The 22,365-nt window shown below is 50.7% G+C and carries 17 protein-coding genes and 3 pseudogenes; 2 read left to right on the top strand and 18 right to left on the bottom strand.

What is annotated here, in order from left to right:
• Nucleotides 1-6: 6 nt before the first annotated feature.
• From DWX91_RS01525 to DWX91_RS17765, 12 genes and pseudogenes are all read right to left on the bottom strand, one after another.
• Complete coding sequence (locus tag DWX91_RS01525) at nucleotides 7-1,620, bottom strand: cobyric acid synthase (protein ID WP_106999939.1); 1,614 nt, start codon at nucleotides 1,618-1,620, stop codon at nucleotides 7-9.
• A gap of 289 nt (nucleotides 1,621-1,909) precedes the next feature.
• Nucleotides 1,910-3,097: a pyridoxal phosphate-dependent aminotransferase gene (locus DWX91_RS01520; RefSeq protein ID WP_118472658.1), complete on the bottom strand. Its 1,188-nt coding sequence runs from the start codon at nucleotides 3,095-3,097 to the stop codon at nucleotides 1,910-1,912.
• 156 nt (nucleotides 3,098-3,253) lie between these two features.
• Complete coding sequence (cbiB, locus tag DWX91_RS01515; protein WP_243017818.1) at nucleotides 3,254-4,270, bottom strand: adenosylcobinamide-phosphate synthase CbiB; 1,017 nt, start codon at nucleotides 4,268-4,270, stop codon at nucleotides 3,254-3,256.
• 23 nt (nucleotides 4,271-4,293) lie between these two features.
• Nucleotides 4,294-4,752 (bottom strand): bifunctional adenosylcobinamide kinase/adenosylcobinamide-phosphate guanylyltransferase, encoded by a 459-nt coding sequence (locus tag DWX91_RS01510; protein ID WP_118472659.1) that lies wholly within the window; start codon nucleotides 4,750-4,752, stop codon nucleotides 4,294-4,296.
• Between the two features lie 15 nt (nucleotides 4,753-4,767).
• Nucleotides 4,768-5,553, bottom strand: a complete 786-nt coding sequence (locus tag DWX91_RS01505; protein WP_118472660.1) for an adenosylcobinamide-GDP ribazoletransferase — start codon at nucleotides 5,551-5,553, stop codon at nucleotides 4,768-4,770.
• Nucleotides 5,554-5,624: 71 nt separating this feature from the next.
• Nucleotides 5,625-6,266, bottom strand: a complete 642-nt coding sequence (locus DWX91_RS01500) for a bifunctional adenosylcobinamide kinase/adenosylcobinamide-phosphate guanylyltransferase (RefSeq protein ID WP_118472661.1) — start codon at nucleotides 6,264-6,266, stop codon at nucleotides 5,625-5,627.
• Between the two features lie 87 nt (nucleotides 6,267-6,353).
• Nucleotides 6,354-7,480: pseudogene (gene cobT / locus DWX91_RS01495) on the bottom strand (nicotinate-nucleotide--dimethylbenzimidazole phosphoribosyltransferase).
• A 280-nt stretch (nucleotides 7,481-7,760) separates the two neighbouring features.
• Nucleotides 7,761-9,137 carry a TolC family protein gene (locus tag DWX91_RS01490; protein WP_118472663.1) on the bottom strand — a complete coding sequence of 459 codons (1,377 nt, stop codon included), beginning with the start codon at nucleotides 9,135-9,137 and terminating at the stop codon, nucleotides 7,761-7,763.
• A 14-nt stretch (nucleotides 9,138-9,151) separates the two neighbouring features.
• The gene (locus DWX91_RS01485; RefSeq protein ID WP_118472664.1) at nucleotides 9,152-10,342 is read right to left on the bottom strand and encodes a TolC family protein; all 1,191 of its coding nucleotides are present in this window, start codon (nucleotides 10,340-10,342) and stop codon (nucleotides 9,152-9,154) included.
• An 86-nt stretch (nucleotides 10,343-10,428) separates the two neighbouring features.
• The gene (locus DWX91_RS01480; protein ID WP_118472665.1) at nucleotides 10,429-13,437 is read right to left on the bottom strand and encodes an efflux RND transporter permease subunit; all 3,009 of its coding nucleotides are present in this window, start codon (nucleotides 13,435-13,437) and stop codon (nucleotides 10,429-10,431) included.
• 19 nt (nucleotides 13,438-13,456) lie between these two features.
• Entirely contained in the window at nucleotides 13,457-14,170 is a 714-nt protein-coding gene (locus DWX91_RS17770) for an efflux RND transporter periplasmic adaptor subunit (protein WP_412693804.1), read from the bottom strand.
• A complete protein-coding gene (locus tag DWX91_RS17765; protein WP_412693803.1) occupies nucleotides 14,167-14,748 on the bottom strand; it encodes a biotin/lipoyl-binding protein in 582 nt (193 codons plus the stop codon). The genes DWX91_RS17770 and DWX91_RS17765 overlap by 4 nt, the downstream gene beginning before the upstream one ends.
• A 207-nt stretch (nucleotides 14,749-14,955) precedes the next feature.
• On the opposite strand from DWX91_RS17765, the gene DWX91_RS01470 reads away from it, so the two are divergent.
• Both DWX91_RS01470 and DWX91_RS01465 read left to right on the top strand, forming a co-directional pair.
• Complete coding sequence (locus DWX91_RS01470) at nucleotides 14,956-15,633, top strand: response regulator transcription factor (RefSeq protein ID WP_118538209.1); 678 nt, start codon at nucleotides 14,956-14,958, stop codon at nucleotides 15,631-15,633.
• Nucleotides 15,630-16,697 (top strand): sensor histidine kinase, encoded by a 1,068-nt coding sequence (locus tag DWX91_RS01465; protein ID WP_118538207.1) that lies wholly within the window; start codon nucleotides 15,630-15,632, stop codon nucleotides 16,695-16,697. The genes DWX91_RS01470 and DWX91_RS01465 overlap by 4 nt, the downstream gene beginning before the upstream one ends.
• A gap of 268 nt (nucleotides 16,698-16,965) precedes the next feature.
• On the opposite strand, the gene DWX91_RS01460 is transcribed toward DWX91_RS01465, so the two are convergent.
• The 6 genes and pseudogenes from DWX91_RS01460 to rimO all read right to left on the bottom strand — a co-directional run bounded on the left by DWX91_RS01460 (nucleotide 16,966) and on the right by rimO (nucleotide 22,155).
• Complete coding sequence (locus tag DWX91_RS01460) at nucleotides 16,966-17,370, bottom strand: GerW family sporulation protein (RefSeq protein WP_022360264.1); 405 nt, start codon at nucleotides 17,368-17,370, stop codon at nucleotides 16,966-16,968.
• A gap of 1 nt (nucleotide 17,371) precedes the next feature.
• Complete coding sequence (locus DWX91_RS01455; RefSeq protein WP_118472668.1) at nucleotides 17,372-18,469, bottom strand: hypothetical protein; 1,098 nt, start codon at nucleotides 18,467-18,469, stop codon at nucleotides 17,372-17,374.
• Nucleotides 18,470-18,591: 122 nt separating this feature from the next.
• Entirely contained in the window at nucleotides 18,592-18,930 is a 339-nt protein-coding gene (locus DWX91_RS01450) for a hypothetical protein (protein ID WP_118472669.1), read from the bottom strand.
• A 103-nt stretch (nucleotides 18,931-19,033) separates the two neighbouring features.
• Nucleotides 19,034-20,286, bottom strand: a pseudogene (locus DWX91_RS01445) (competence/damage-inducible protein A).
• A gap of 1 nt (nucleotide 20,287) precedes the next feature.
• Entirely contained in the window at nucleotides 20,288-20,830 is a 543-nt protein-coding gene (gene pgsA, locus DWX91_RS01440) for a CDP-diacylglycerol--glycerol-3-phosphate 3-phosphatidyltransferase (protein WP_118472670.1), read from the bottom strand.
• Nucleotides 20,814-22,155 (bottom strand): annotated as a pseudogene (gene rimO / locus DWX91_RS01435) (30S ribosomal protein S12 methylthiotransferase RimO). Before rimO ends, pgsA begins: the two are co-directional and overlap by 17 nt.
• Nucleotides 22,156-22,365: the final 210 nt, after the last annotated feature.

The raw sequence follows: 22,365 nt of genomic DNA, 5'->3' as shown, positions 1-22,365 counted from the left end.
ATCTATTTACACTCCCTCTTCCAGAATCCGGTAAATTGCTTCCATATCCAAGTACTTCCGCATCGTGTCTGCCAGCCGGTTGTACTGCTCTTCCCGGTATTTCTCATAATCAAACGATAATCCGCCGACTTCCGGCTCCATTCCTTTTTCTTTCATCAGCGCACAGACAATCGTCTCCGCCACCTCTGCCTTGTCAAAAATGCCGTGGACGTAAGTGCCGTAGAGGTTGTCCCGGCAGCAGCCATCCTGTTTTTCAGTGTGGTTTCCCGCCTGTTCTTCCCTGAGTTTCAATAAACTATGATTTACGGCTTTTTCCTGCTCCTTGATCACGTTCTTAACAATATCACCGCCGACCGATGATGTCTCTCCCATATGTATTTCATATCCTTCCGCCTCCATCCCCGAAAGCCCGGAAAAGATACCGCTGACCGTCCCGAAACATCCCTTGACCTGTGTCCTGGTCTTTTCTTCCTGAAACTGTGTCTGTAACGGCAGAAGTCCCATACCGGAGATCGTACGCCCAGGCACACCCGCCTCGGTTCCTTCCTGATCTGACAGCGTCTGTCCCATCATCTGATAGCCGCCGCAGATGCCCCAGATCGGCGTTCCTCCGGCTGCTTTCTTTAAAACTGCCGCTTCCAGACCATTCTGCCGCATCCAGAGCAGATCCTCGATCGTATTCTTCGTTCCCGGAAGAACAATCAGATCCGGTCGTCCCAGCTCAGACAGGCGGCTCACATAACGCACCGAAACGCCGGGGATCGGGTCAAAGACGTTCAGATCAGTGAAATTGGATAAACGCGGAAAGCGGATGGCTGCAATGTCGATCCATGCCTCTACATGTTTTTCAGATGACTCGTTTTCCTGTTTAAGGGTATTATTCCGCCCTGTGGATGAAAGGCGGCTGCTTAAGCTATCCTCGTCCTCGATATCCACGTCCATGTACGGAACGACGCCGACCACCGGAATCTTGCATAATTTCTCGATCATCTCAACACCTGGATCCAGGATCGTCTTATCGCCGCGGAATTTGTTGATGATAAGCCCCTTTACCATCGCCTGTTCATCCGGTTCCAGAAGCGCTACCGTTCCATAGAGCTGTGCAAACACGCCGCCCCGGTCGATGTCCCCGGCAAGCAGCACCGGCGCACCCGCCATGCGCGCCATTCCCATGTTCACGATATCATCCGATTTTAAGTTGATTTCCGCCGGGCTGCCGGCGCCCTCGATCACGATGATATCGTACTGTTCGGACAAGTGCTGAAACGCTTTCTTGATTTCCGGGATTAGCTGCTTTTTATACTTGAAATATTCCTTCGCGGGCATTGTGCCGATCGGAACACCGCGCACGATCACCTGAGAACCGACATCGCTGGATGGCTTTAAGAGAATCGGATTCATGTCCACCGATGGCTCACAGCCCGCCGCCTGCGCCTGCACTACCTGTGCGCGTCCCATTTCCAATCCCTCGCTGGTAATATAGGAGTTCAGCGCCATATTCTGCGATTTAAACGGCGCCACGCGGTAGCCGTCCTGCTTGAAAATCCGGCAGAGTCCCGCCGCCAGCAGGCTTTTTCCCGCATTGGACATCGTTCCCTGTATCATGATTGCTTTTGCCACGGTGAAATCCTCCTTATTTTTGAGTGTCTTACCAAATAATGGTTGCTCAAAGCTATTTAATTCGAAGCTATTTTGTGCTTAACCGAAACTATTTTTCTGCCATTTGTCCTTTCAAATGACAGAGGCTATTTTATGGGTTCGTGTAACTGTTCAGTACCTTCACAGTCACGCGCAAAAATCCATTAAAAATTGCCTACGGCAATGGGATTTTTGCCTGCTGGCCCATGTTTTCGTACGGTCAGCGCAGTAAATGCGCAGACCTACTGAACAGTTACGGGTTCGTTTTATATTACAAATTCACATTGTGTTTTTCTTCAGATTGTACCTCTTTCAAAATATTTATCAACCTTTCATTTTCTCCCCGGTTCCGCACCGCCACCCGGTAATAATGACGGTTCAGCCCTTCAAAATTCTCACAGGCGCGAATCAAAATGCCATGCTCTAAACATCCCTGTTTGTAATCGCGCGAATCCTCATCCGGCGAACGGAACAACAGATAATTTGTCTGGGACGGATAAACGATAAATCCCAGTTCTTCCAGTTTTTCCGCCAGCCGCGGACGTTCCGTCTGCAAAGATTTAACCGTCCATTCCAGCAGATTTCCTTCTGAATGATCCGCCAGTACCGCAAATGCCGCCACCCCGCCCGCCTGCGCCGGAGCCGAGACACTCCACGGCTGGCGGAACTTCTCGAGGCGTTCCCGGAGTCCGGCATTGGGGATGATGCCATAGCCCAGGCGAAGGCCTGCCATTGAGCAGATTTTGGTCAAGGCATTTAAGAGAATAACGTGATCTCCAACACCATTTAACAAATTTCCAACAAACGAACATTCTCTCCGTGTATCCAAAAACCACTGAAAACACTCGTCCAGCATAAGCCAGGTATGTGTTTCCCGGCAGACCTGTGCCAACCTTTCCAGCTCGGTGGCTGAAATAGCGCGCCCTGTCGGGTTATTGGGATTTCCGAGAATCAATATTTTTTCCCAGACGTTTTCATGTTTAGAGGATAAAGTTGGGACCGAATCTATCTTCGATGCATCCCCGGAGCCATCGCAAAGCATGGCATACAATTCTTCCCTCGTACTCTCCAGGGAAAATCCATTTTCTTCCTTTAAATGAAGCCACCGGATCTCGCAGCCGCACATCCGAAGCGCCTGCTCATACTCCGAAAATCCCGGTGCCAGCAAAATCGCCTGTTTGGGCCGAATCGCTGAGACAACTGCATATAAAATATCCGAAGCACCGTTTCCAAACACGAGCCAGTCCTCCGGAATCGGCGTGCCGTCTGCCTCATAAAAAGCAGCCGCTGCACGCCGCAGCTTCCGGCATAAAGCATCCGGATATTGTTCCCAAGCAGCCGCCGATGCCATCACAGCATCACGGACCGCCTGCGGCATTCCAAGACGATTTGTATTGACTGAAAAATCTAACTCTACGGCTGCATCACCGTAAATATCGCCGCCGTGCGTGTATGGCATAGATGCTTCCTCCCTGTTGTTCCCTCTTTTTTGTGTATTCTTTATCTGGTTACTCTTTCCTTCGTTCGTTCTGTTTTTGATATTTTTATCTGTTTGATTGCTTCATTATTTGGATTTTTTGCTTTTTTTATATTCTTCTTTGTTAAAATTCCCTTATCAAAACAAAATCACGGCCCGCATCACCAGTGCCAGAAGTCCCATGATTCCCGCCGCTCCATACATCAGGCGGTTGACACGGCGGATGTCCTGCGGTTCAATCGGGTGTATCTCATCACCGATATATGGCTTCGGAACTAACTTGCCGAAATACCAGGCATCGCCCGCCAGTCGCAAGCTCAGCGCGCCGGCGCATGCCGACTCGGTCTGCGCGGAATTGGGGCTTTTGTGGTTCCGGCGATCACGCCGCCAGATACGGTAAGCATTCTTTCCGTCATATCGTAAAAGGTATGCAGATACTATCAATAAAAGCGCTGCCAGACGCGACGGAATCAGGTTTACCAGATCGTCCAGTTTTGCTGCCGCGCGTCCAAAATGCAGATACCTGTCATTTTTATATCCGACCATCGAATCCATCGTGTTGACTGCCTTGTACAGCCAGCCAAGAAACGGACCTCCGATCGCCAGATAAAACAAAGGCGCAATCACTCCATCCGATGCATTTTCCGCTACCGTCTCAACTGCCGCCCGTGCGATCCCCGCCTCTGAAAGAGGTTTCGTATCGCGCCCGACAATCATCGACACTGCATAGCGGGCTCCCTCGATCTCTCCCGCCTCCAGCTTCCGGCAGACCGCCATGCTCTCATCCCGCAGGGAGCGCGCCGCCAGCAGATAGTAAGTCATGACCGCCTCGACTACTGTCTGAATCCAGATGCCGCCCAGACGGGAAATCCAGAGGATTGCGCCTGCCACACTGCCTGTCACAAGCAGCACCAGACACACAAAAAGAACGCCCGCGCGGCGTTCCCCCCGTTCCGTTGCATGCTTTTTTCCAGCTGGACGCAAATATTTTTCCAGCCACACAATCAGATTTCCGATCGCCCGGACTGGATGTGGCATCGAATGCGGATCACCCAGGCACAGATCCAGAAGATAACCTGCCAGAATCGCAGCTAAGTGATATCCGACCATTCTGCCTTCTATCATTCCTGTCAATACTTTACTGATTGCTGTCATTTTGTCTACTCCCAACTATTCTTTTATTTGATCCGCATTCCCAGACCGCAGATAACCCGGTGCACTTCCTCCGAATATGCGGCGATCCGCTGGCAAATGCGCCCGTCTGTCTCCCGATAATCGCGCTCAAATGCTTCCATCGGCACAATGCCGCAGCCGATTTCATCCGCCGTCACGAATGCATCCGGATTTTCCTGCATCAGGCGTTCTGCAAACACGTATGGATCGCGCCCGGCTTCCATCTCACGCCTCACAAACAGTTCAAAATGCGTGATCAGATCCGCCTGCATGATCGTCTGTTCGTCCGTTTCTAATCTCCCGTCCGCGATGCGTGCCGTAACTCTACACGCTTCTGGATTTTTCGATCGATTCAGAACGGTGGATAAGTCTTTTGTTTTCCTCCGTTCCAAAGTACGTTTTTCCCACAATTTCATCGCATACGCTGTCTTTCCTTGTTCCCTGCCGCCAATTATAAAAATCATTCTGCTTTTCCTCGCTTAAAAATTCAAAAATCGCAGGCACGTACCTGCCAGCCGCATCGCCGCCAGCACCAGCAGCACATTCCGCTCGCAGCTCTGCAGAAAATGCCCTGCCAGATCGCCGTTGATGCCGCCAAATTCCCGCATGGAAAAACGATAATAGCAAACAAAGGTTGCAAGAGCCGTCAACGCTGCCAGAGCGCCGCGCAGATGTCCCCAGTAAATCATCCAGCTGATCGCCAACACTGCTAAAACTGCCATACTCACGCGAACAACCTTTGTCTCGGCACTTCTGGAAAATTCAGCGGCAAGCCCGTCCTTTTTCGCCTTTGGAAATGCCACCACCGAATAGCCGCTGCAGGCGCGTTCCAGCATAAGCGCCCCCGGCAGCAGCCACACATCTGCTCCCACAAGCTCAGAAACTGCCCCCGCATAGAGAAGCAGGTACAGCCCCAGACCGATGATCGCAAACGCCCCCGTATGGGGATCTTTTAAAATCGCCAGCTTTTTTTCCCGCTCGCCGTAGGAATGGCGCGCATCCGTCACATCGAGATACCCGTCCATATGGATTCCACCAGTAATCAATAGTGGAACCGCCGTCAACAGGCAGGTCCGGAACAGAACTCCAGCACCCAAAATTTCACAGAGCGCAAACGTGGCTATCTCTACCGCCCCGATCACCGCCCCGATCAGCGGAAAAAAACAAAGCGCATAGCGCATCCGCTCTTCCGTCCAGTCCATGCGCGGCATCGGAATGCGTGAATACATAGAAAATGCAATGACAAAACTTCCTATCAGATTCAATCTTCGATCCCCCTGACTCTATTCTGGCAACTATAACTTTAGCAGGCATTCCGCTCTGTTCCACTCACTGACTACCCTACATCTTTTGTCCTTTCATCGGCTGCAAAAACAGGTGTTGACACCGCAATCGGAATTCCATACACCACTTCCGTCACCGAATCCGCCATCTGTCCCAGTTCCCGGTTGATCCGTCCCAGAAGCTCTATGTACCGCTCCGATTCCAGATCATACGTCACACCGTCCGAAAAGATCTCATTCGTTACAATGATAAGGTCATGGCACTGGTTTTGCAAGCGTTTTATTCCTTGCAGAATCCGCTCTTGCGCACCATTTTCCTGAGCATAAAATTCATTGAGGACAAGGTTGGACATACATTCAAGGAGAAGCACTGGTTTTTGTGCCACTCGGCAGGACTCCCAGCGCTTCAAACTATCGTTTTCCTGTTCAGCGTCCAAACCAGCCGAATTGGACTCTTCGAATCTCTCCTCTAATTCTAATGTTTCTAACCCCGTATACCGCTCAATCGTCTCAAACCCTTTTGCCGCGCGCATCCGCCGATGGCGCTCCACCCGTTTTCTGCCTTCATCATCCCAAATCCGCATCGTCGCCAGATACCAGAGTGTCCCACCGTTCCTGTTCCGGCACTGCACGGCAGTCTGTTCGGCATATTCGGACTTGCCGCTGCCACTGCCGCCTGTAACTATATATAACATCGTTCATTTATCCTCTTTTTCACTGAATTGCAGCAGTTTCCATGCTTTAAAAACATACGCAAAAAATGTTTTAATCCGTATATCTCATCACACCAGCGGCTTATATTCCTCTATTTCCATCTCCGCAAACGTATCCATATCCCGGTAAATGGACAGCGCCATATCCAGCAGTGGAAACAGCGCCAGCGCCCCTGTACCTTCTCCGAGTCGAAGTCCCGCCTGGATAGCCGGAGTTACTCCTATCAAATCAAGCAGCCAGATAGACGCCGGTTCCGCCGATACATGGGCTGCCAGCATATAGTCCGTCGCTGCCGGTGCAATTCTTCCAGCAGCTGCCGCCGCAGCTGCCGCGATAACCCCGTCAATCACAACCGGAACATGATAGATGGCACCGCCCAAAAAAGCACCTGCCATCGCCGCCAGATCGAATCCGCCTACCTTTTGCAATACCTCCATGCCATCCATGGGATCCGGGTGATGCAGTCCGATTCCACGCCGGATTGCCTCCGTTTTCCGTTTCATCCAGCCGAATCTAAACCCGCCCCAGCTCCAGTGACAAGTTCTGGATCCTTTTGCAGCAGAACCGATGCGACCGCACTGCTGGTCGTCGTATTGCCGATCCCCATTTCACCCACTGCAGACAAGCGGTACCCCTGCTCCTTCAGCACACGCACCGCATCAATTCCCGTCAAAATGGCTGTCAACACCTCCTGGCGCGTCATCGCTGCTGCTTTTGTAAAATTGGAAGTTCCACGGCGGATTTTCCGTTCCGTTAGGGGATAAAGTTCTCCCCGATGTTCTACCTCACAGGCAATTCCCATATCGATCGGAAACACATCTGCCTCTGCCTTTTCTGCCATCAGGCAGGAACAGCTCCTCCCGCGTGTCATATTCGAAACAACTGCCGCCGTAACCTCCTGCCCGGTCTGTGATACTCCTTCTTTGACTACCCCATTATCTGCGCAAAAAATTAAAAGCGCACGCCTGGAGAAGTCTGGCACTTCCTCCCCCTGCGCTGCCGCCGCCCGCACAATATCTTCCTCCAGGACTCCCAGACTGCCAAGCGGTTTTGCCACATGCCCCCAATGCTTTTCTGCCTGCTCCCGGATTGTCTTGTCCGCTGGTACAATCTGTTTCTTAAGCTGGTCAAACCGTATTTCCAGCTCTTTTTCCGAAAAATGCCGAAAATCTTCCAGAGATTCCAATGTCTTCATATTCTCCTGCTGCATCTATATGTTCCTCCCGTTTTCGTTTCCGACCTTTTCCATGGGTCCGTGAACGGGCGTACCCTTTCAGTCTATCGTTTACCGGTTCAAAATTCCGCCTATGATTGTACCATTGACCGGAACAATACGCAAATACAAATTTGTTCTCACACCGAAAGCATGAAAAAGAATGTGCCTTGGCACATCCTTTTTCAAACCCATCTTATAAAATTCCATTTCACATATCCATACAAAACATACAATCTTAGGAAACGCAATCACTTAATCCTCACGCAACCCCTTTCAACATCCACTCATACGCATCATACGCCGTCCGCAGGGAAATCTCGGCAGTCTCTAGTTCTGCTTTTTTCTGCAGATAAGACGCCTCACCCTGTAAATACGTTGCTTTATTAATCGCACCGGACTGATACTTAATCTGGGTGGCGCCGTATGTTTTTTCGGCAGACTGGTAGGCTGCCTGCGCCGCGTCACGTTCTAGGCTTAATGCCGCTATCTCAGCGTACTGCTCATCCGCTGAGGCGCTTGCGGCGCTCTCGGCTTCCTCGATCTGCTGGTGGCGCAGCTTGCGCGCCGCATCTCCGGTTGCGGAGGATCGTCTGGCTGATTTGACACTGGAACTTGCAACGACAGCTGCCGCGCGGTCCGCATCCAGATTCATAGAAGCCAGTTCCGTTGCCGATACGGCTGGAATTTCCCCCAGCGTAATAGAAGTTCCGCTCTTTCCAAGTAAAATAGCAAGCTGGCGCAGCGCCTTATTTGCCTGATCGGTCGTAGATTGTAATGCTGTCTGGGCGCTTAGCAGGTTTTTCTGAGCCTGCAGCAGATCCGTCTCCGTGCAAAGCCCCGCTGCCAGTTCCCGCTCTTTGCGATCCACCTGCGCCTGATAGTTCTCTGCCGTCTTGGCAGCCGCCTCCACCTCGTCCTGAAGCTGCCGGCAGGTGCCCCACTGGATCTGTGCGGTCTTTACGACCTGCCAGACCGTCCGGTTTCTGGACGCACGGCTTGACGCCGAATTTAAGGAAGTGAGGGACTTTTTATACTGCTTCGCTGCCATCGACAGCGTTTGTGCATTTCGCTCATAGGTGCCGATCAGTGCCTCATCTCCGCCCGCATCTTCGAGCTCATCTGCTTTATAGTTCATATCCCGGGCACCGGAAATCATCGCATCGTAGGCTTCCTGGTAGACGGCAAGGCTGTCCTGATAACTGTAATCGGCGCTGACAGCCGTTCCATTGCCGCGCCGCACCAGCGCCTCCAGTTCCCCGTACTCTATCACAGAATCCGCGAGCTGTTCCTCCGTATAGGAGCCGGACTGGCTGGCGATCGTGTTGTCTGCGCTGTTTTCGGTTATGGTGCCATCTTCCAGCGCCGGACCATCTGCCTCGCTGTCTGAATCACTTTCAGTGCCGGAAATCAAAGGCGTTTTCGCCGCCTGCGCCGGGCTCGATACAAGAATACAAGCCGCCAGGGCAATTCCGATCGAACGAGTCAATCTGCTTTTTCCGATTCGTTTCACATTATAACCGTCCAGATGCACATCCAAAGCACTTGCACCGCTTCGGTCTCTTTCTTGCCCCTTGCGCATCTTTTGCTCTGTCCCAGCTTCCGCGTTCATCCATTTTCCTTTCAGATTTCGCATCATCCGCCCACCCCTTTCTACTGCGTGGACGCCAGACCGCCCACCGCCCACTGGTAGGCGAGCTGCGCCTGGAGAAGCGACATCGCTGCCGTCTCTTTTGCCACGGATGCCGATTCATAGGAATAGGTTGCGCTCTGGTATGCGTTCTGGCTGATAAGTCCGGCTGCCAGCTTGCGGTCGTTGGTCTGTTTCGTCTTTTCTTCTAATTCAAGGCTGCGTTTTGCCTGTTCATACTGTGCCTCAGAAAGCTTCAGATTCTGATAAGCCGACTGGACATTCGACTTGACTGCCTCCTTTCCGCTGGTCAGAGTTGTCTGGTACTGCTCTTTAAGGGTGCTTGTCATCGCATTGTTGACCTGACGTGCCAGAATCTTTAACTGATAATTATTTTCCTGTGCTTTCGCAATGTCCTCTTCGAGGTTGACCGATGCACTCATCTGTTCCTGCGGGTCCGGTAATGCACCGATTTCTACTGATGCGCCATATTTCCATCCAAGCATCTGGCACAGGGATTCCTTCGTCGATGCAATATTGCTCTCCGCCGTCGTGATGGACGCCTGCGCCTTTAAAAGAGTCTCCTTGGCATCCAGCACATCCGTCTGGGTCGCGCTTCCGGATAAAAGCTTTAAGTTTGCCGTCTCATAGTCTTTTTCTGCCTTGGACACCTGGTTCTGCACACTCTTTAAGTTTTCCTGGGCATTCCAGTACTGGATCATCAGGTTCTGCGCCTGCTGTACCAACGATTTCTCGGTCTGCGTATACCCCCACGCCTTAACATTCGCATCATCGACGTTATTATCGCCCTGCTCGCGCATCTGGGTCGCGGAAGTCTCGCTTCTCTGTGCTGCTGCCAGTGCGGAACCATAATTCGCATCATCTGAATCCGGGTACTCGATACTGCTCTCGATCTCATCTGCCGCGTCATAATATTCCTGCGCGATCTCATTGCTGTCTTTGCCCTGATAATCCTTGTACTCGATCCGGTTCTTCTCCACTGTGCTGTTGTACTCATGGATCCGATCAGCAATCTCGTCAAATTCGAGCTTATCATCCTGCAGCGAAGCCCATTTTTCTGTGGAATATGCAAATTGCGGGCTGGCTGCCAATACCTGGACCGGCGCACCTGTCGCCAGGAATACTCCCAGTGAGCAGGCTGCCACGCCAGAGGCAATCCGACGGGTCAGGCAGAATCTTCTATTTTGATTCATGTATGTCACTCCATTCCGATCTATCTGATTTTAATTTCCGCAGCAAATATTTTATTTCCTACAATATTTTTTCAATTAACCTATATCTAATCCACATCCGGTATCTCTTCCTTCGGTTTCCGGCTCAGCAGTGCGTAATATACTGGAACCATGAAGAGCGCGACAATCACACCTGCGGTCAGGCCGCCGATATCTACGATCGCCAGACCCTGTGTCGTGGAACCGCTGCTTCCGATTGCCAGTGCCATCGGGATCATCGCGAGGATGGTTGTCATACTTGTCATCAGAATCGGTCGGATACGGGTCGCACCTGCCTCGATGAGCGCTGTCCGCAGATCCATCGTGGAGCGATACTGGTTGACCGTATCCACGTAGAGAATACCGTTATTTACAACAGTTCCGACCAGAATCAGGAAGCCAAGCAGGGACGTCATACTGATGCTGACGCCGGTCAGCTTCAGTAATCCGAAGGAACCAACCAAACTGAACGGGATGGTCGTCATAACCATGATGGAAAACTTCACAGACTCAAACTGTGCCGCCATGACAACGAATACCAGGAAGACTGCAATCGCAATCGCGCGGTACAGGGAGCTGAACTCACTCTTCATCATACGGTCACGGCTGTTCTGCCCAATGCTGATTGTGCCGCTTAAGTTCGGAGTAATTACCTCACTATTGATTTGCTGCTGTACATTATCACCGGTGTAATCGGCAGAGATTGTGATCTCATATGCACCGTCGGTTCTGGAAATCGAAGCCGGGCTATCCTCAAATACGACATTTGCCACATCGGTCAGTGCCACCTTCTGTCCGTTTGTTCCCGTCAAAATAATATCTTTTATGTTATCAACTGTCTCGTACTCGCCCTCCGGATACTCAACCGTTACCGTAATGTCCTCGCCGTCAATTTTAAGTGTCGTCGCGTCGATACCACTCAACATCTGGTTGATCGTCGTTCCGATACTGGAAGCCGTGAGTCCATACGCCTTTGCCATGACTGGATCAATCTTCAGGGTAATGATCGGTGCATTATTCTCAATACTGGAATGGATGTTGATGACATCCGTTCTTGCTGTCATTTCCTTGACAATCTTATCACTAACTTCTTTTAATTCATCATACTGCGTGCCGTGAAGAATCACTTCATAGCCGCGCTGTCTTCCCATGAAGCTCATGGAAGTCGATGCCGATACGTCGATCGTACAGTTTGCAATGTTATCCATCTCTTTCTGCCACTGATCGGCTACATCGTCTGTTTTCATGGTACGGTCATCTTTCAGATAGGCACTGATCTCACCGCTGTCTCCGTTGTAACGCAGCATGTACGAATCAACCTGGTCGCTCGCGGAAACAATCGCCTCCGCTTCTGCCAGCGCCTCCTCGATCTTTTCCTGTTTCAGACCCGGACGCGTCTCAATGCTGACACTGACCGTACCGGTATCATCCGATGTCATCAGCTCCGTCTGCATTCCGCTCGCCAGAATTACCGTCAGTACAAGTACCAGAACCGAAAATCCCATAACCATCGCTTTGTGGTTTAACAGACGGTCCATGATGCCGCGGTACCATTTCTGTAAACGTTCAATCGGACGTCCCATCAGGGCGCGCTTCGCCTCGCTCGGTTTGTAGAACAGATAGCACAGCGGAACCACCGTCATCGCAGAAAGCAGGGACGCCGACATACAGAATACGATCGTGAATCCCAGCGGTTTGAACATCTGTCCGGTCATACCGTTTAAGAATGCCAGCGGCAGGAATACGACACAGGTCGTGATCGTCGAACCGATGATCGAGTTGATGACAATGCCGGTTCCGTGAAGCGCTGCCGAAAAATAGCCAAGCGCCCCCTTGTCTTCCTGCTCCGCCGTTGCACGGAAACAGCTCTCCAGTACAACGATCGAGTTATCGACCATCATGCCGACGCCGAGTACCAGCGCACTCATCGTGATAACGTTCAACGAAAATCCTGCCATCGTGATCGCAATCAAGGACATCAAAATCGAAGTCGGAATGGAACTTCCGACGATCAAGGACGCCTTATAATCGCCAAAGAACAGGAAAATGATGAGCATGGAGATGATAACCGCCAGAACCATTGTCTCTGCTACGTCTTTTAAGGAATCAAGAATCGTGTCAGATGTATCATTTGCAACCGTGATCGTCAGATCCGAATCATCTGCCATCAATTCTTCAACTTTCTCTTTGACAGCCGAGGACACTTCCATATCTGTGCTGTCCTGCTGCTTCTGAATCGAAATGGAGAGCGTCTCCTGACCGTTGTAACGGGAAATGCCGCCCCGGTCTTTCGTTGCCTCATACACATTTGCCACATCCGACAGAGAAATAATCTGTCCTGCCGGCGTCTTGATTGGAATATCCTGCAGCTCATTTACCTGTTCTGTTTTTAAGGAGGTAGTAACGGAAAGCTCCAGGTTTCCGGCATCTGCCTCACCCGACGGGGATGCCACGTTCGCATCGCTGATCGCACTCGCAACATCCTGCATGGTCAGATTGTACTGATCCATTTTTTCAGACTGTAATTCAATGCTGACGTACTTAGAAGAACCGCCTCGCGTCTCAATGTTTGCAATTGAAGAAATTCGCTCTAATTCAGGTACTATCTTCTGATCCACATAATCGTAGAGGTTTGTCTGCGTCTTATGTGCAATCGAAAGCATCATGCTGTCTCCTTGATTGGAGTTCATCGACATAACGCTCGGTTCCACATCATCCGGCAGCGCCCGCTGGATATTGTCCAGTTTCTGCTTTAAGTTGTCATATGCCTCATCCATATCGGTGCCGTAATCGTACTGAAGCATGATCATCGAACGTCCATCGCTCGATTCGGAGGTAATCGTGTCCACACCTTCCAGCGTACCGATCGCATCCTCGATCGGTTCGGTTACCAGCTCGCTGATATCCTCCGGTCCTGCGCCTGAATAATTTGCCATGATAATCAGCATTGGCGTCTCCATATCCGGCATCTGCTCCAGCTTTGCCGAAAAGACCGATGAAATACCGAATACAACCAGACACAACAGAGCCATGACAGTAGTAACCGGATGTTTCAGGATATATTTCGTTACTCCCATGTCTTACATTCCTCCTGTCCTACTGTTTCTGTCCATTTTTTGCATCTTTCGGGGTGCCTGCATCACCCGCAGGCTGATCCTTTCCGCCATCTGCCGGAGCGCCCGCTTTCTGTCCATTTCCAGAGCCTGCCAGGGCATCGGCTTTCTGGTTTCCAGCTTCATCCGCTGCTGCCGCATCTGTTTCTTCACCCTTTAAGTTAACGGTTGAACCCTCATAAAGCTGGGAACTCCATGTACTGATGACGAGATCATCTGCCGTCAGCCCGGACTTGATTTCCGCCAGCTCCGTATTATAAAGCCCCACTTCGACTTCCACTTTATGTACCGTTCCATCCTGGTAAACATAGACATTTCCAACGCCGTTATCATAGTAGATTGCATCTACCGGCACGGTCATGACATTCTCTGCACGCTCAGAAGTTACTGTTACCTTGACAGTACTTCCCGTTGAAAGGCTGTTCGCCTCCGGCAGCTCTGCCTTTATCTTAAACAGACCGTTGCTCTCGTCCGCCATGCTGCTGACATCGGTAATCACACCATCATAAGTCGTTCCATCTTTTACAATCGTCATCGCGTCGCCCTGGTTTAAGTTGCTCATAACACGCTCGGATACGTAGAACGATACCCGTTTATCTCCCTCACCGGAGATAACGCAGAGCTGCGCCTGCTGGTTTACATGATCATATACATCAATATCCATCGTCTCAATCTTGCCGGAGATCGGTGCGGTCACGGAACTGTATTCCACCTGCGATCGTAGTTAATTTTGTCCGATTCATAATTTAACTGTGCCGTCTTCGCCTGGTTCTGATACTGCTCCCATTCCTGATCAGAAATATCTCCTCCCTGATAAAGAAGCTGCATACGGCTTAAATTGCTCTGTGCCTCGGTCAGGTTAACAGAGGCGGAGTCCATCGCATTTTTCGCCGTCTCAACCTGTTCGGTATTGATCGTACAGAGAAGCTGACCCGCTGTCACCATATCACCGACGCTGACGTTGACACCCGTCACATCGCCGGATGCCTTCGCATAGACATAGACAACGTCCGATGCCTCGACAGTACCGGATGTACTGGTTGTCCGCTCAATCGTTCCGCTCTTTGGATTCTCAGCCGCAACCGTCGCCACATTGTCCATCTGCGTGTCCTGCATACCGCCCGGACCGCCCGGACCGCCGCCTGAACCTCCTTTGCTGCCACCCTTGAAACGCATAAAAAGCGCCGCAAGTACGAGCACCACCACCACCGCGATGATGGCTGTTTTCTTTTTATTCCGCTTTGCCGCTTCCATCAGAGAAGATTGTTTACTCATTTCGCATATTCCTTTCTGGTTTTTCCTAATTGTCCCTAGTATAACATCCCATTTTTAAACGAGTTTCAACTACATATAAACTGAATGTAAACGAACCGTGAAAAAAATGTGTTGCACCGTTCACAATCAGTTTAAACTTATGTGGTATACTATGAGTACTTATGATATTACATCTTTTTAATTGAAGTATAGGGAGGTTTTACGGATATGTTTCACATTCTCGTGGTAGAAGATGATGCGAAACTGCGTTCCCTGTTCTGCACGGTACTCACCAACAATGGTTATCTGGCGCTTCCGGCAGAAAGCGGCGAAAAAGCATTATCTCTTTTAGATTCTGAATATGTAGATCTCATTATTTCGGATATTATGATGTCCGGAATGGACAGATATGAACTGATTGATCACCTGCGGACGAGTGGATTTACGATGCCGATCCTGATTATCACCGCCAAAGAGCGCTTCGAAGACAAGCAGCGCGGCTTTCAGGCAGGCACGGATGACTACATGGTGAAGCCAATCGATGTCAATGAGATGGTTCTGCGGGTTGGCGCCCTGCTCAAACGCGCCAAGCTCGCGACGGAGCATCGGATTGTCTGCCAAAATACGATTCTCGACTACGATGCACTGACGGTCACGGTCAACGGGCAGGAGACACTTCTGCCGCAGAAAGAATTTTACCTTCTATATAAATTACTTTCTTATCCAAATAAGATTTTCACGAGGCAGCAGCTCATGGACGAAATCTGGGGGCTTGACTCGACAACCGACGAACGGACGGTCGATGTGCATGTCAACCGGCTGCGCGAACGGTTTAAAAACTGCGATGATTTTATCATCATGACCGTGCGGGGTCTCGGCTATAAGGCGGTGAAAACAGAAGCATGATCAGCAAGAACTTTACCAAATATTTCCAGATTCCACTCTACTGGCTGACCCTCCTGGTCTTTTTCTTCCTGGTGTCCTCGTTGATGCCGATGCTGACCGGATATTTTGTCTCGCTGCTCACAAGCGGAACAGATAAACACGAAGTTTTTCGGATTTTCGGTCCGAATTTTCCGAGTCTGATGTCATTTTTGAGCAGCCTTGCATTCAGTATCGCGCTGTCGCTGTTCCTCTGGTCGAAAATCCTCTGCCCGATCGGTTCCATAAGCCTTGCCGCTAAGCAGGTAGCAGACGGAGACTTTTCTGTTCATGTGCCAAATTCGAAGTCTTTGCAGGCGATCTGTGAACTAACCGACAATTTTAACCGTATGGTGCAGGAGTTAAACAGCATCGAATCGCTGCGAAATGATTTCGTGACCACGGTTTCCCATGAGTTCAAGACACCGCTCGCCGCCATCGAGGGCTATGCGACATTGCTGCAGGATCCATCTCTCTCAGAGGCGGACCGGAATGAATACACGCGCATCATCATCGACAGCACGCGCCAGCTCACCACGATGACCGGCAACATTCTTCTGCTTTCCCGCCTGGAAAAGCAGGAGATCGTGATCGGCCGCACGACGTTCAGCCTCGACGAACAAATCCGGCAGGCGATTCTTCTGCTGGAACCGCTCTGGGAGAAAAAGCATCTGAATCTCGACATTGATTTGACGGCGTGCAAATTTTACGGCAACTGTGAGATGCTGCAGCAGGTCTGGATCAATCTCCTGCAAAATGCCATCAAATTCACCCCGGCTGGCGGTATGCTTTCTGCCAAACTCGTTATCACAGGAGATAAGGTGCGTGTCTCCATCCGCGATACCGGCGTCGGCATGGATGACGCCACGATGAAACGGATCTTTGAAAAATTTTACAGCAGGAACTCTGATCCCAATGAAAAGGGCAACGGGCTGGGACTTTCCATCACGAAACGGATCATCGACCTGATGCACGGTACCATCAAGGTATCCAGCCAGGTGGACGAGGGTAGCTGCTTTACAGTGATTCTGCCGCTTGAAAAAGCATAGAATCTCATCGGCAAAACATATTGTACCCGACAATCATCAGAGAAATGGCGATGCTGACCCATAGAAAATTCTTTGGGAAAATGAGCACCAGGGTCATGCCAAATCCCATTGAAAAAAGAACTAAACCAAATAAACGCTTCATAGAATGATACCTCTCTGAAATGTCTGTTTTCAAAAGAAGTTAAATAGCAGGCGATCATTGCCAGAGACATCTGACATTCGATCGTGTGCTATGATCATTCTATGAAGCGTTTTGATTTTAATTTCTTTATTTCTTCTCTTCCATCTCGCCCGCCATTTTCTCAGCTGTCTGCATCGTCTCCGCATCGATCGGTCCGGTGCTTCCGCCGACAAATTTATTGACGAGATCCGGTGCCATGTCGAGAACCTTGGTCAATGCATCCTGATGCTTGATATTGACCACCTTCGTCATGCCATTCTGAATGACCAGCACCGCGCTCGGCGTCATCTTGGCGCTCATGCCACCCGCATTCTTCTCTTTCGCCGACTGACCAAACGCGCCCGCCGCCATGCCGCAGGTTACATCCACGAGTGGAAGTATAATCGCATCGCCAACTGTCACCGGCTCTCCCACGACTGTCTTCGTCGTGACGAACTCATCCATACCCTGAAATAATGCACCGATTGTCGATGCAAACTGATTGTCTGCCATATTATCTTCCTCCTCGGTTTCTATATTTATAAACCTGTGTCCGTACATTCTTATCCATCCAGATCCGAAGCGCCATCAATGCCAGCACGCCAATCTGGACTCTGCCCCGGAACGAAAGCTCCCCGTCCAGCGCATTTGCATCCATGACCGGAGTCAAATCAATCTTCTTTCCGTAAACTGGATACAAAAAAGCTGCCACACTCAAAAGTTGTCCCATCAAATAAGGATCCTCCACGCCAAACGTAACCTGCCCGGACAGCTTTCTGGGAAATATATGCCGCAGAACTCGCATGAGCTGGCGTTTGATCAGGCGAAATGACTTCTGATTTTCTTCATTTTCTATAAATGCAAGGACGGATTGGCGTTTGTGCTCCAGGTTGTTGATTCGGGTAAGCAGCTTTGAGAGGGATTGCCGCAGGGCGCTCCATTTTTGTTTGAACCAGCTAATGATTCTATGAAGGAACGATTCACGCTTTTCCTGGCTGGGATTTGATTTTAATTCATTCTTTGCCTGATGCGTTTCTCCTTCTGCCTCGGACACTCCCGCCTCCTTCACATCTGGAAATGCATCTGCATTCTTCACAGCTTGAGACATTTCCGCCTCCCTCTGCGCACTCCGTCTCTTCACCGCCTCCTCCAGCAGCCTGGCCGTTTCCTCCGCTTTCTCGATCGCGGCGTCTGTCTTCTCCGATGCTGCTTCCGCCCGCAAAATCAGTTCACCGGTGTCTAAATCATCATCCTCTGTTTTCTCCTGCGCATTTACAAATTCCAGCTCATCCGAATCCGCTGCCTGCGTGCCTTCCCGCACACGCCCAGATTCCGTATCTTTCTCTTCACTCTCACTCCCGAAAATCCGGAATCCAAACAACTTAACCGCATATCGAAGCTCATTTTCATAAGCAATCCGCAGCGACACCGCATGAAGCAGCCAATGAATATGCAGATGCACGCCAAAATCCTTGATACTGTGGTAGCTTCCGTTCCCCCGGTATCGAATCGGGACAAATAAAACCGCCAGCAGGCACAGAAACAACAGTCCCAGAATGACAAGAAGCAGGATTCCGAGTATTTTCAAGATTATGAACAAAATATGCAGCAATCCATCCCCTCCCACTTCTTATTCTTTCATTGACAAATTCATGTATCAGCTCTGTATCCTATGATGTTGGGGTCAAAAAACATTTTCAGTCCAAAAAAACTTCATCAAAGGCTGCAAAATACTTACCTCTTTTTCCTCAGCCTGTCTTCCTTCTCTCTCAGATACGTCTTCACATCAAATCCACCCGTCTCGCGGTACGTCTCATCCACAATCCGCCCCACCGTCTCCACGGCATCCTGGTAGCTCGCGCCGATCCCTACGATCAGCAGATCCGCCTGCTCCCGGTAATAATTCTGCCGGAGCACATAGGCAGGCAGGATGTCAAGCAGGTTGTGTCCGCCTGAGGCAGGCGTGATCACGTGAACGCCCGGCTGTACCTTTCCGAGGCGGAGTTTCTGTAGAATCGAAAAACGATGCTTTTTAGCAGTTTCTCCCAGATACAGATATTTATACCAAATCATCGTCCCCGCCTCCTAAAAAAGGAGAGCCTGATCCATGGCGCTCTAAAAACAGCACGTTTCCGGCTATTTCTCCCCGCCTGTCAGCTCTCCCTCCTTTACATGATCAATCTTTTTTATAATTCTTAATAATCGACCGTCTCAGCAGATCCAGCGCCTGAATCACCGTCTGCTCACGCACCTTCTCACGATTTCCGCGGAATGGTATTCCTCTACTTTGACTTTATCCTTCATATAACATGCGATATAGACGAGTCCCACCGGTTTCTCCTCGGTTCCGCCGTCCGGTCCGGCGATGCCGGTCACAGCGATACAGGCATCCGCATCCGTCGTAAATACACCGCCTGCAGCCATCTCACGCGCCGTCTGTTCGCTGACCGCGCCGTATTTTTTCAGGGTTGCCTTACTGACGCCCAGGATCTTTTTCTTTGCCTTATTGGAATACGTCACGTATCCCTCGTTAAAGACCTCTGAAGCCCCCGGCACGTTGACGATGCGTCCGGCGATCAGACCGCCTGTGCAGGACTCTGCGGTTGTCACAGTCAGGTCGTATTTCTTTAAGAGGCGGACAACGACATCCTCCAGATTCTCATGCTCATCTGTCGTGTAAACCGCATTACCGAACCGTTTCTTGATCTCTTTGATAACCGGTTTTAACAGCTGTTTTGCCGCGTCTTCGCTCTCGGCTCTCGCGGTCACGCGCAGATGTACTTCTTTCGTCTTTGCATAGGTCGCAATCGTCGGGTTCGTCTGCTGGTCGATGAGGTCGAGAAGCATCTCCTCCACCTTGCTCTCCCCGTATCCGCAGATTTTGAGCATCTGGGAATAGATCACACAGTCAGATCGTTTCTGAATATAAGCACAAACCTGATCTTCCACCATCGGATACAGTTCGTTCGGCGGTCCCGGAAGAAGGATCGCGGTCTTACCGTTTTTCTCCAGGGCAAGTCCCGGAGCTGTACCGTTTGTGTTGGAAAATACCACCGCGCCCTCCGGCACCAGCGCCTGACGCCAGTTGCTATCCGGAATATCGGTGCGCTTGCGCTGCCGGTACCAGTCCTCCAGATGTGCCCGCACCTCCGGATCCTCGACTAACGGCATTCCCATCAGCTCCGCGCAGACATCCTTCGTGATATCATCCTCCGTCGGTCCCAGACCGCCGCCGATGATAACGAGATCGGCTCTTGAGAGCGCCGTCCGGAAGACTTCTGTCATGCGCTCCCGGTTGTCCCCTACCGTCGTCTGGTAATAGACGTTAAGCCCCAGCTTTGCACACGTTTCCGATAAATACTGCGCATTGGTATTGACGATATTGCCAAGCAGCAGCTCTGTTCCTACCGAGATCAGTTCGACTATCATATCAGATACTCCCTTCTGTCAGTATTTTATGATTCTTGTAAATATAATCAACAAGTGACACAATCGTCAGCAGCAACGCGATCCAGACACAGATCGTTGTGACAAACGCAAGCGCCGGAATATCCAGAATCAATAACACCACCGATACCATCTGAAACGTCGTCTTAAATTTGCCCCAATAGCTGGCGGCGATGACAACTCCGTTGTCCGAGGCGATCAGACGGAATCCGCTGATGATAAACTCCCGGCTGATGATGATGATAACCATCCAGGCTGGAAGCGCGTTCAGCTCAATCAGGCAGATGAGCGCCGAGCACACTAGAAGCTTGTCCGCGAGCGGATCCATAAATTTTCCAAAGTTCGTAACCAGATTGTACTTTCTGGCAATCTTTCCATCCAGAAGATCGGTCAGGCTGGCTATGATAAACAGTGCCAGTGCAATCATACGGAAGGTGCGGTTTTCACCATTCTGCCAGAGAAGGAAAAACACAAAAAACGGAATCATGATGACGCGAAGCGTCGTAAGCTTATTCGGTAAATTCATCAGCCAACTCTCCTATCAAATCATATTCGAGTGCTCCCGTTACGCGGACACGGCAGAAATCGCCGGACATCAGCGGAACATCCGCATTGACAAAAATCAAACCATCTACGTTCGGCGCGTCTTTATAGGTACGTCCCACGAAAGCATTCTCGTCTGCCACTTTTCCCTCGATCATAACCTCAAGCACACGGTCTTTCATATCCTCGGCTTTCTCAAAGGCAATCTCCTGCTGCAGCTCCATGATCTCGTCGCGGCGGTCTTCCTTGACCTCCTGCGGTACCTGATCCGGATATCCGCTGCCGGTGTGTCCTCTTCTGCAGAGTATGCAAACACGCCCAGGCGGTCAAATTCCATCTCATCGACGAACCGCATCAGTTCCTCATGATCCTCCTGTGTCTCACCCGGGAAACCGGAAATTAAGGTCGTGCGGAGTGCAATATCCGGGATCTCTTCCCGCAGATGCGCGATCCGCTCCCGAAGCTCCGCCTGATTCGTGCGGCGTCCCATCCGCTTGAGAACGGCATCGCTCGCGTGCTGGATCGGAATATCCAGGTAATGACAGACTTTTTCCTCCGTCTTGATCGCCTGAATCAACTCCTCGGTGATCTCCTCCGGATAACAGTACTGGATACGGATCCATTCGATTCCATCGATCTGTGCCAGTTCATGTAAAAGTTTCGGCAGGGTCTTCTCTCCATACAAATCCACGCCGTAAAGCGTCGTCTCCTGTGCGACAAGAATCAGTTCCTTCACACCCTGATCCGCAAGCTCCTTTGCCTCTGCGAGAAGCTGCTCCATCGGCACACTGCGTACGGTCCACGCAGGGACGGGATAATACAATAGGTACACCGTTTGTTACAGCCCTCGGAAATCTTTAAAAAAGCATAATGTCCGCCGGTCGTCACCAGACGTTTGCTCCGCATCTTCGTCTCCGGAAGCTCGGACAAATCGTGGAAATCAGATACCCGCTCGCCCTTCAGCGCCTCCGCCAGCACCTTGCTGACCTCATCATAGCTGGTCGTACCGAGAATACCGTCCACCTCCGGCACCTCCTGCAGGATCTCTTCCTTGTAACGCTGTGCCATACAGCCGCTGACTAAGAGCGCCTTGCAGGTTCCGCTCTTTTTGTACTCTGCCATCTCTAAGATAGTGTTGACACTCTCCTCCTTGGCATCGTTGATAAAGCAGCAGGTATTGACCAAAATGACATCTGCCTCCTGCTCGTCATCGGTAAACGTGTACCCGTCCTGGCTCAGCGAACCCAGCATACGCTCTGCATCAACCAGGTTTTTATCGCAGCCAAGGGATATACAAAGTAATTTCATTCAATTCTCTCCTAATACCATATTTAAAAAATTTCTGTAACCATAATCGATTTGGACCGTCACAAAAATTCTATATCGTAACTGTTCAGTACCTTCACAGTCACGCGCAAAAATCCATTAAAAATTGCCTACGGCAATGGGATTTTTGCCTGCTGGCCCATGTTTTCGTACGGTCAGCGCAGTAAATGCGCAGACCTACTGAACAGTTAC

Source organism: Clostridium sp. AF22-10 (assembly GCF_003478725.1).
Lineage (GTDB): Bacteria > Bacillota > Clostridia > Lachnospirales > Lachnospiraceae > Otoolea > Otoolea fessa.
The sequence above is the reverse complement of the archived record's forward strand: the minus strand, read 5'-3'. Positions and strand labels throughout refer to the sequence as shown.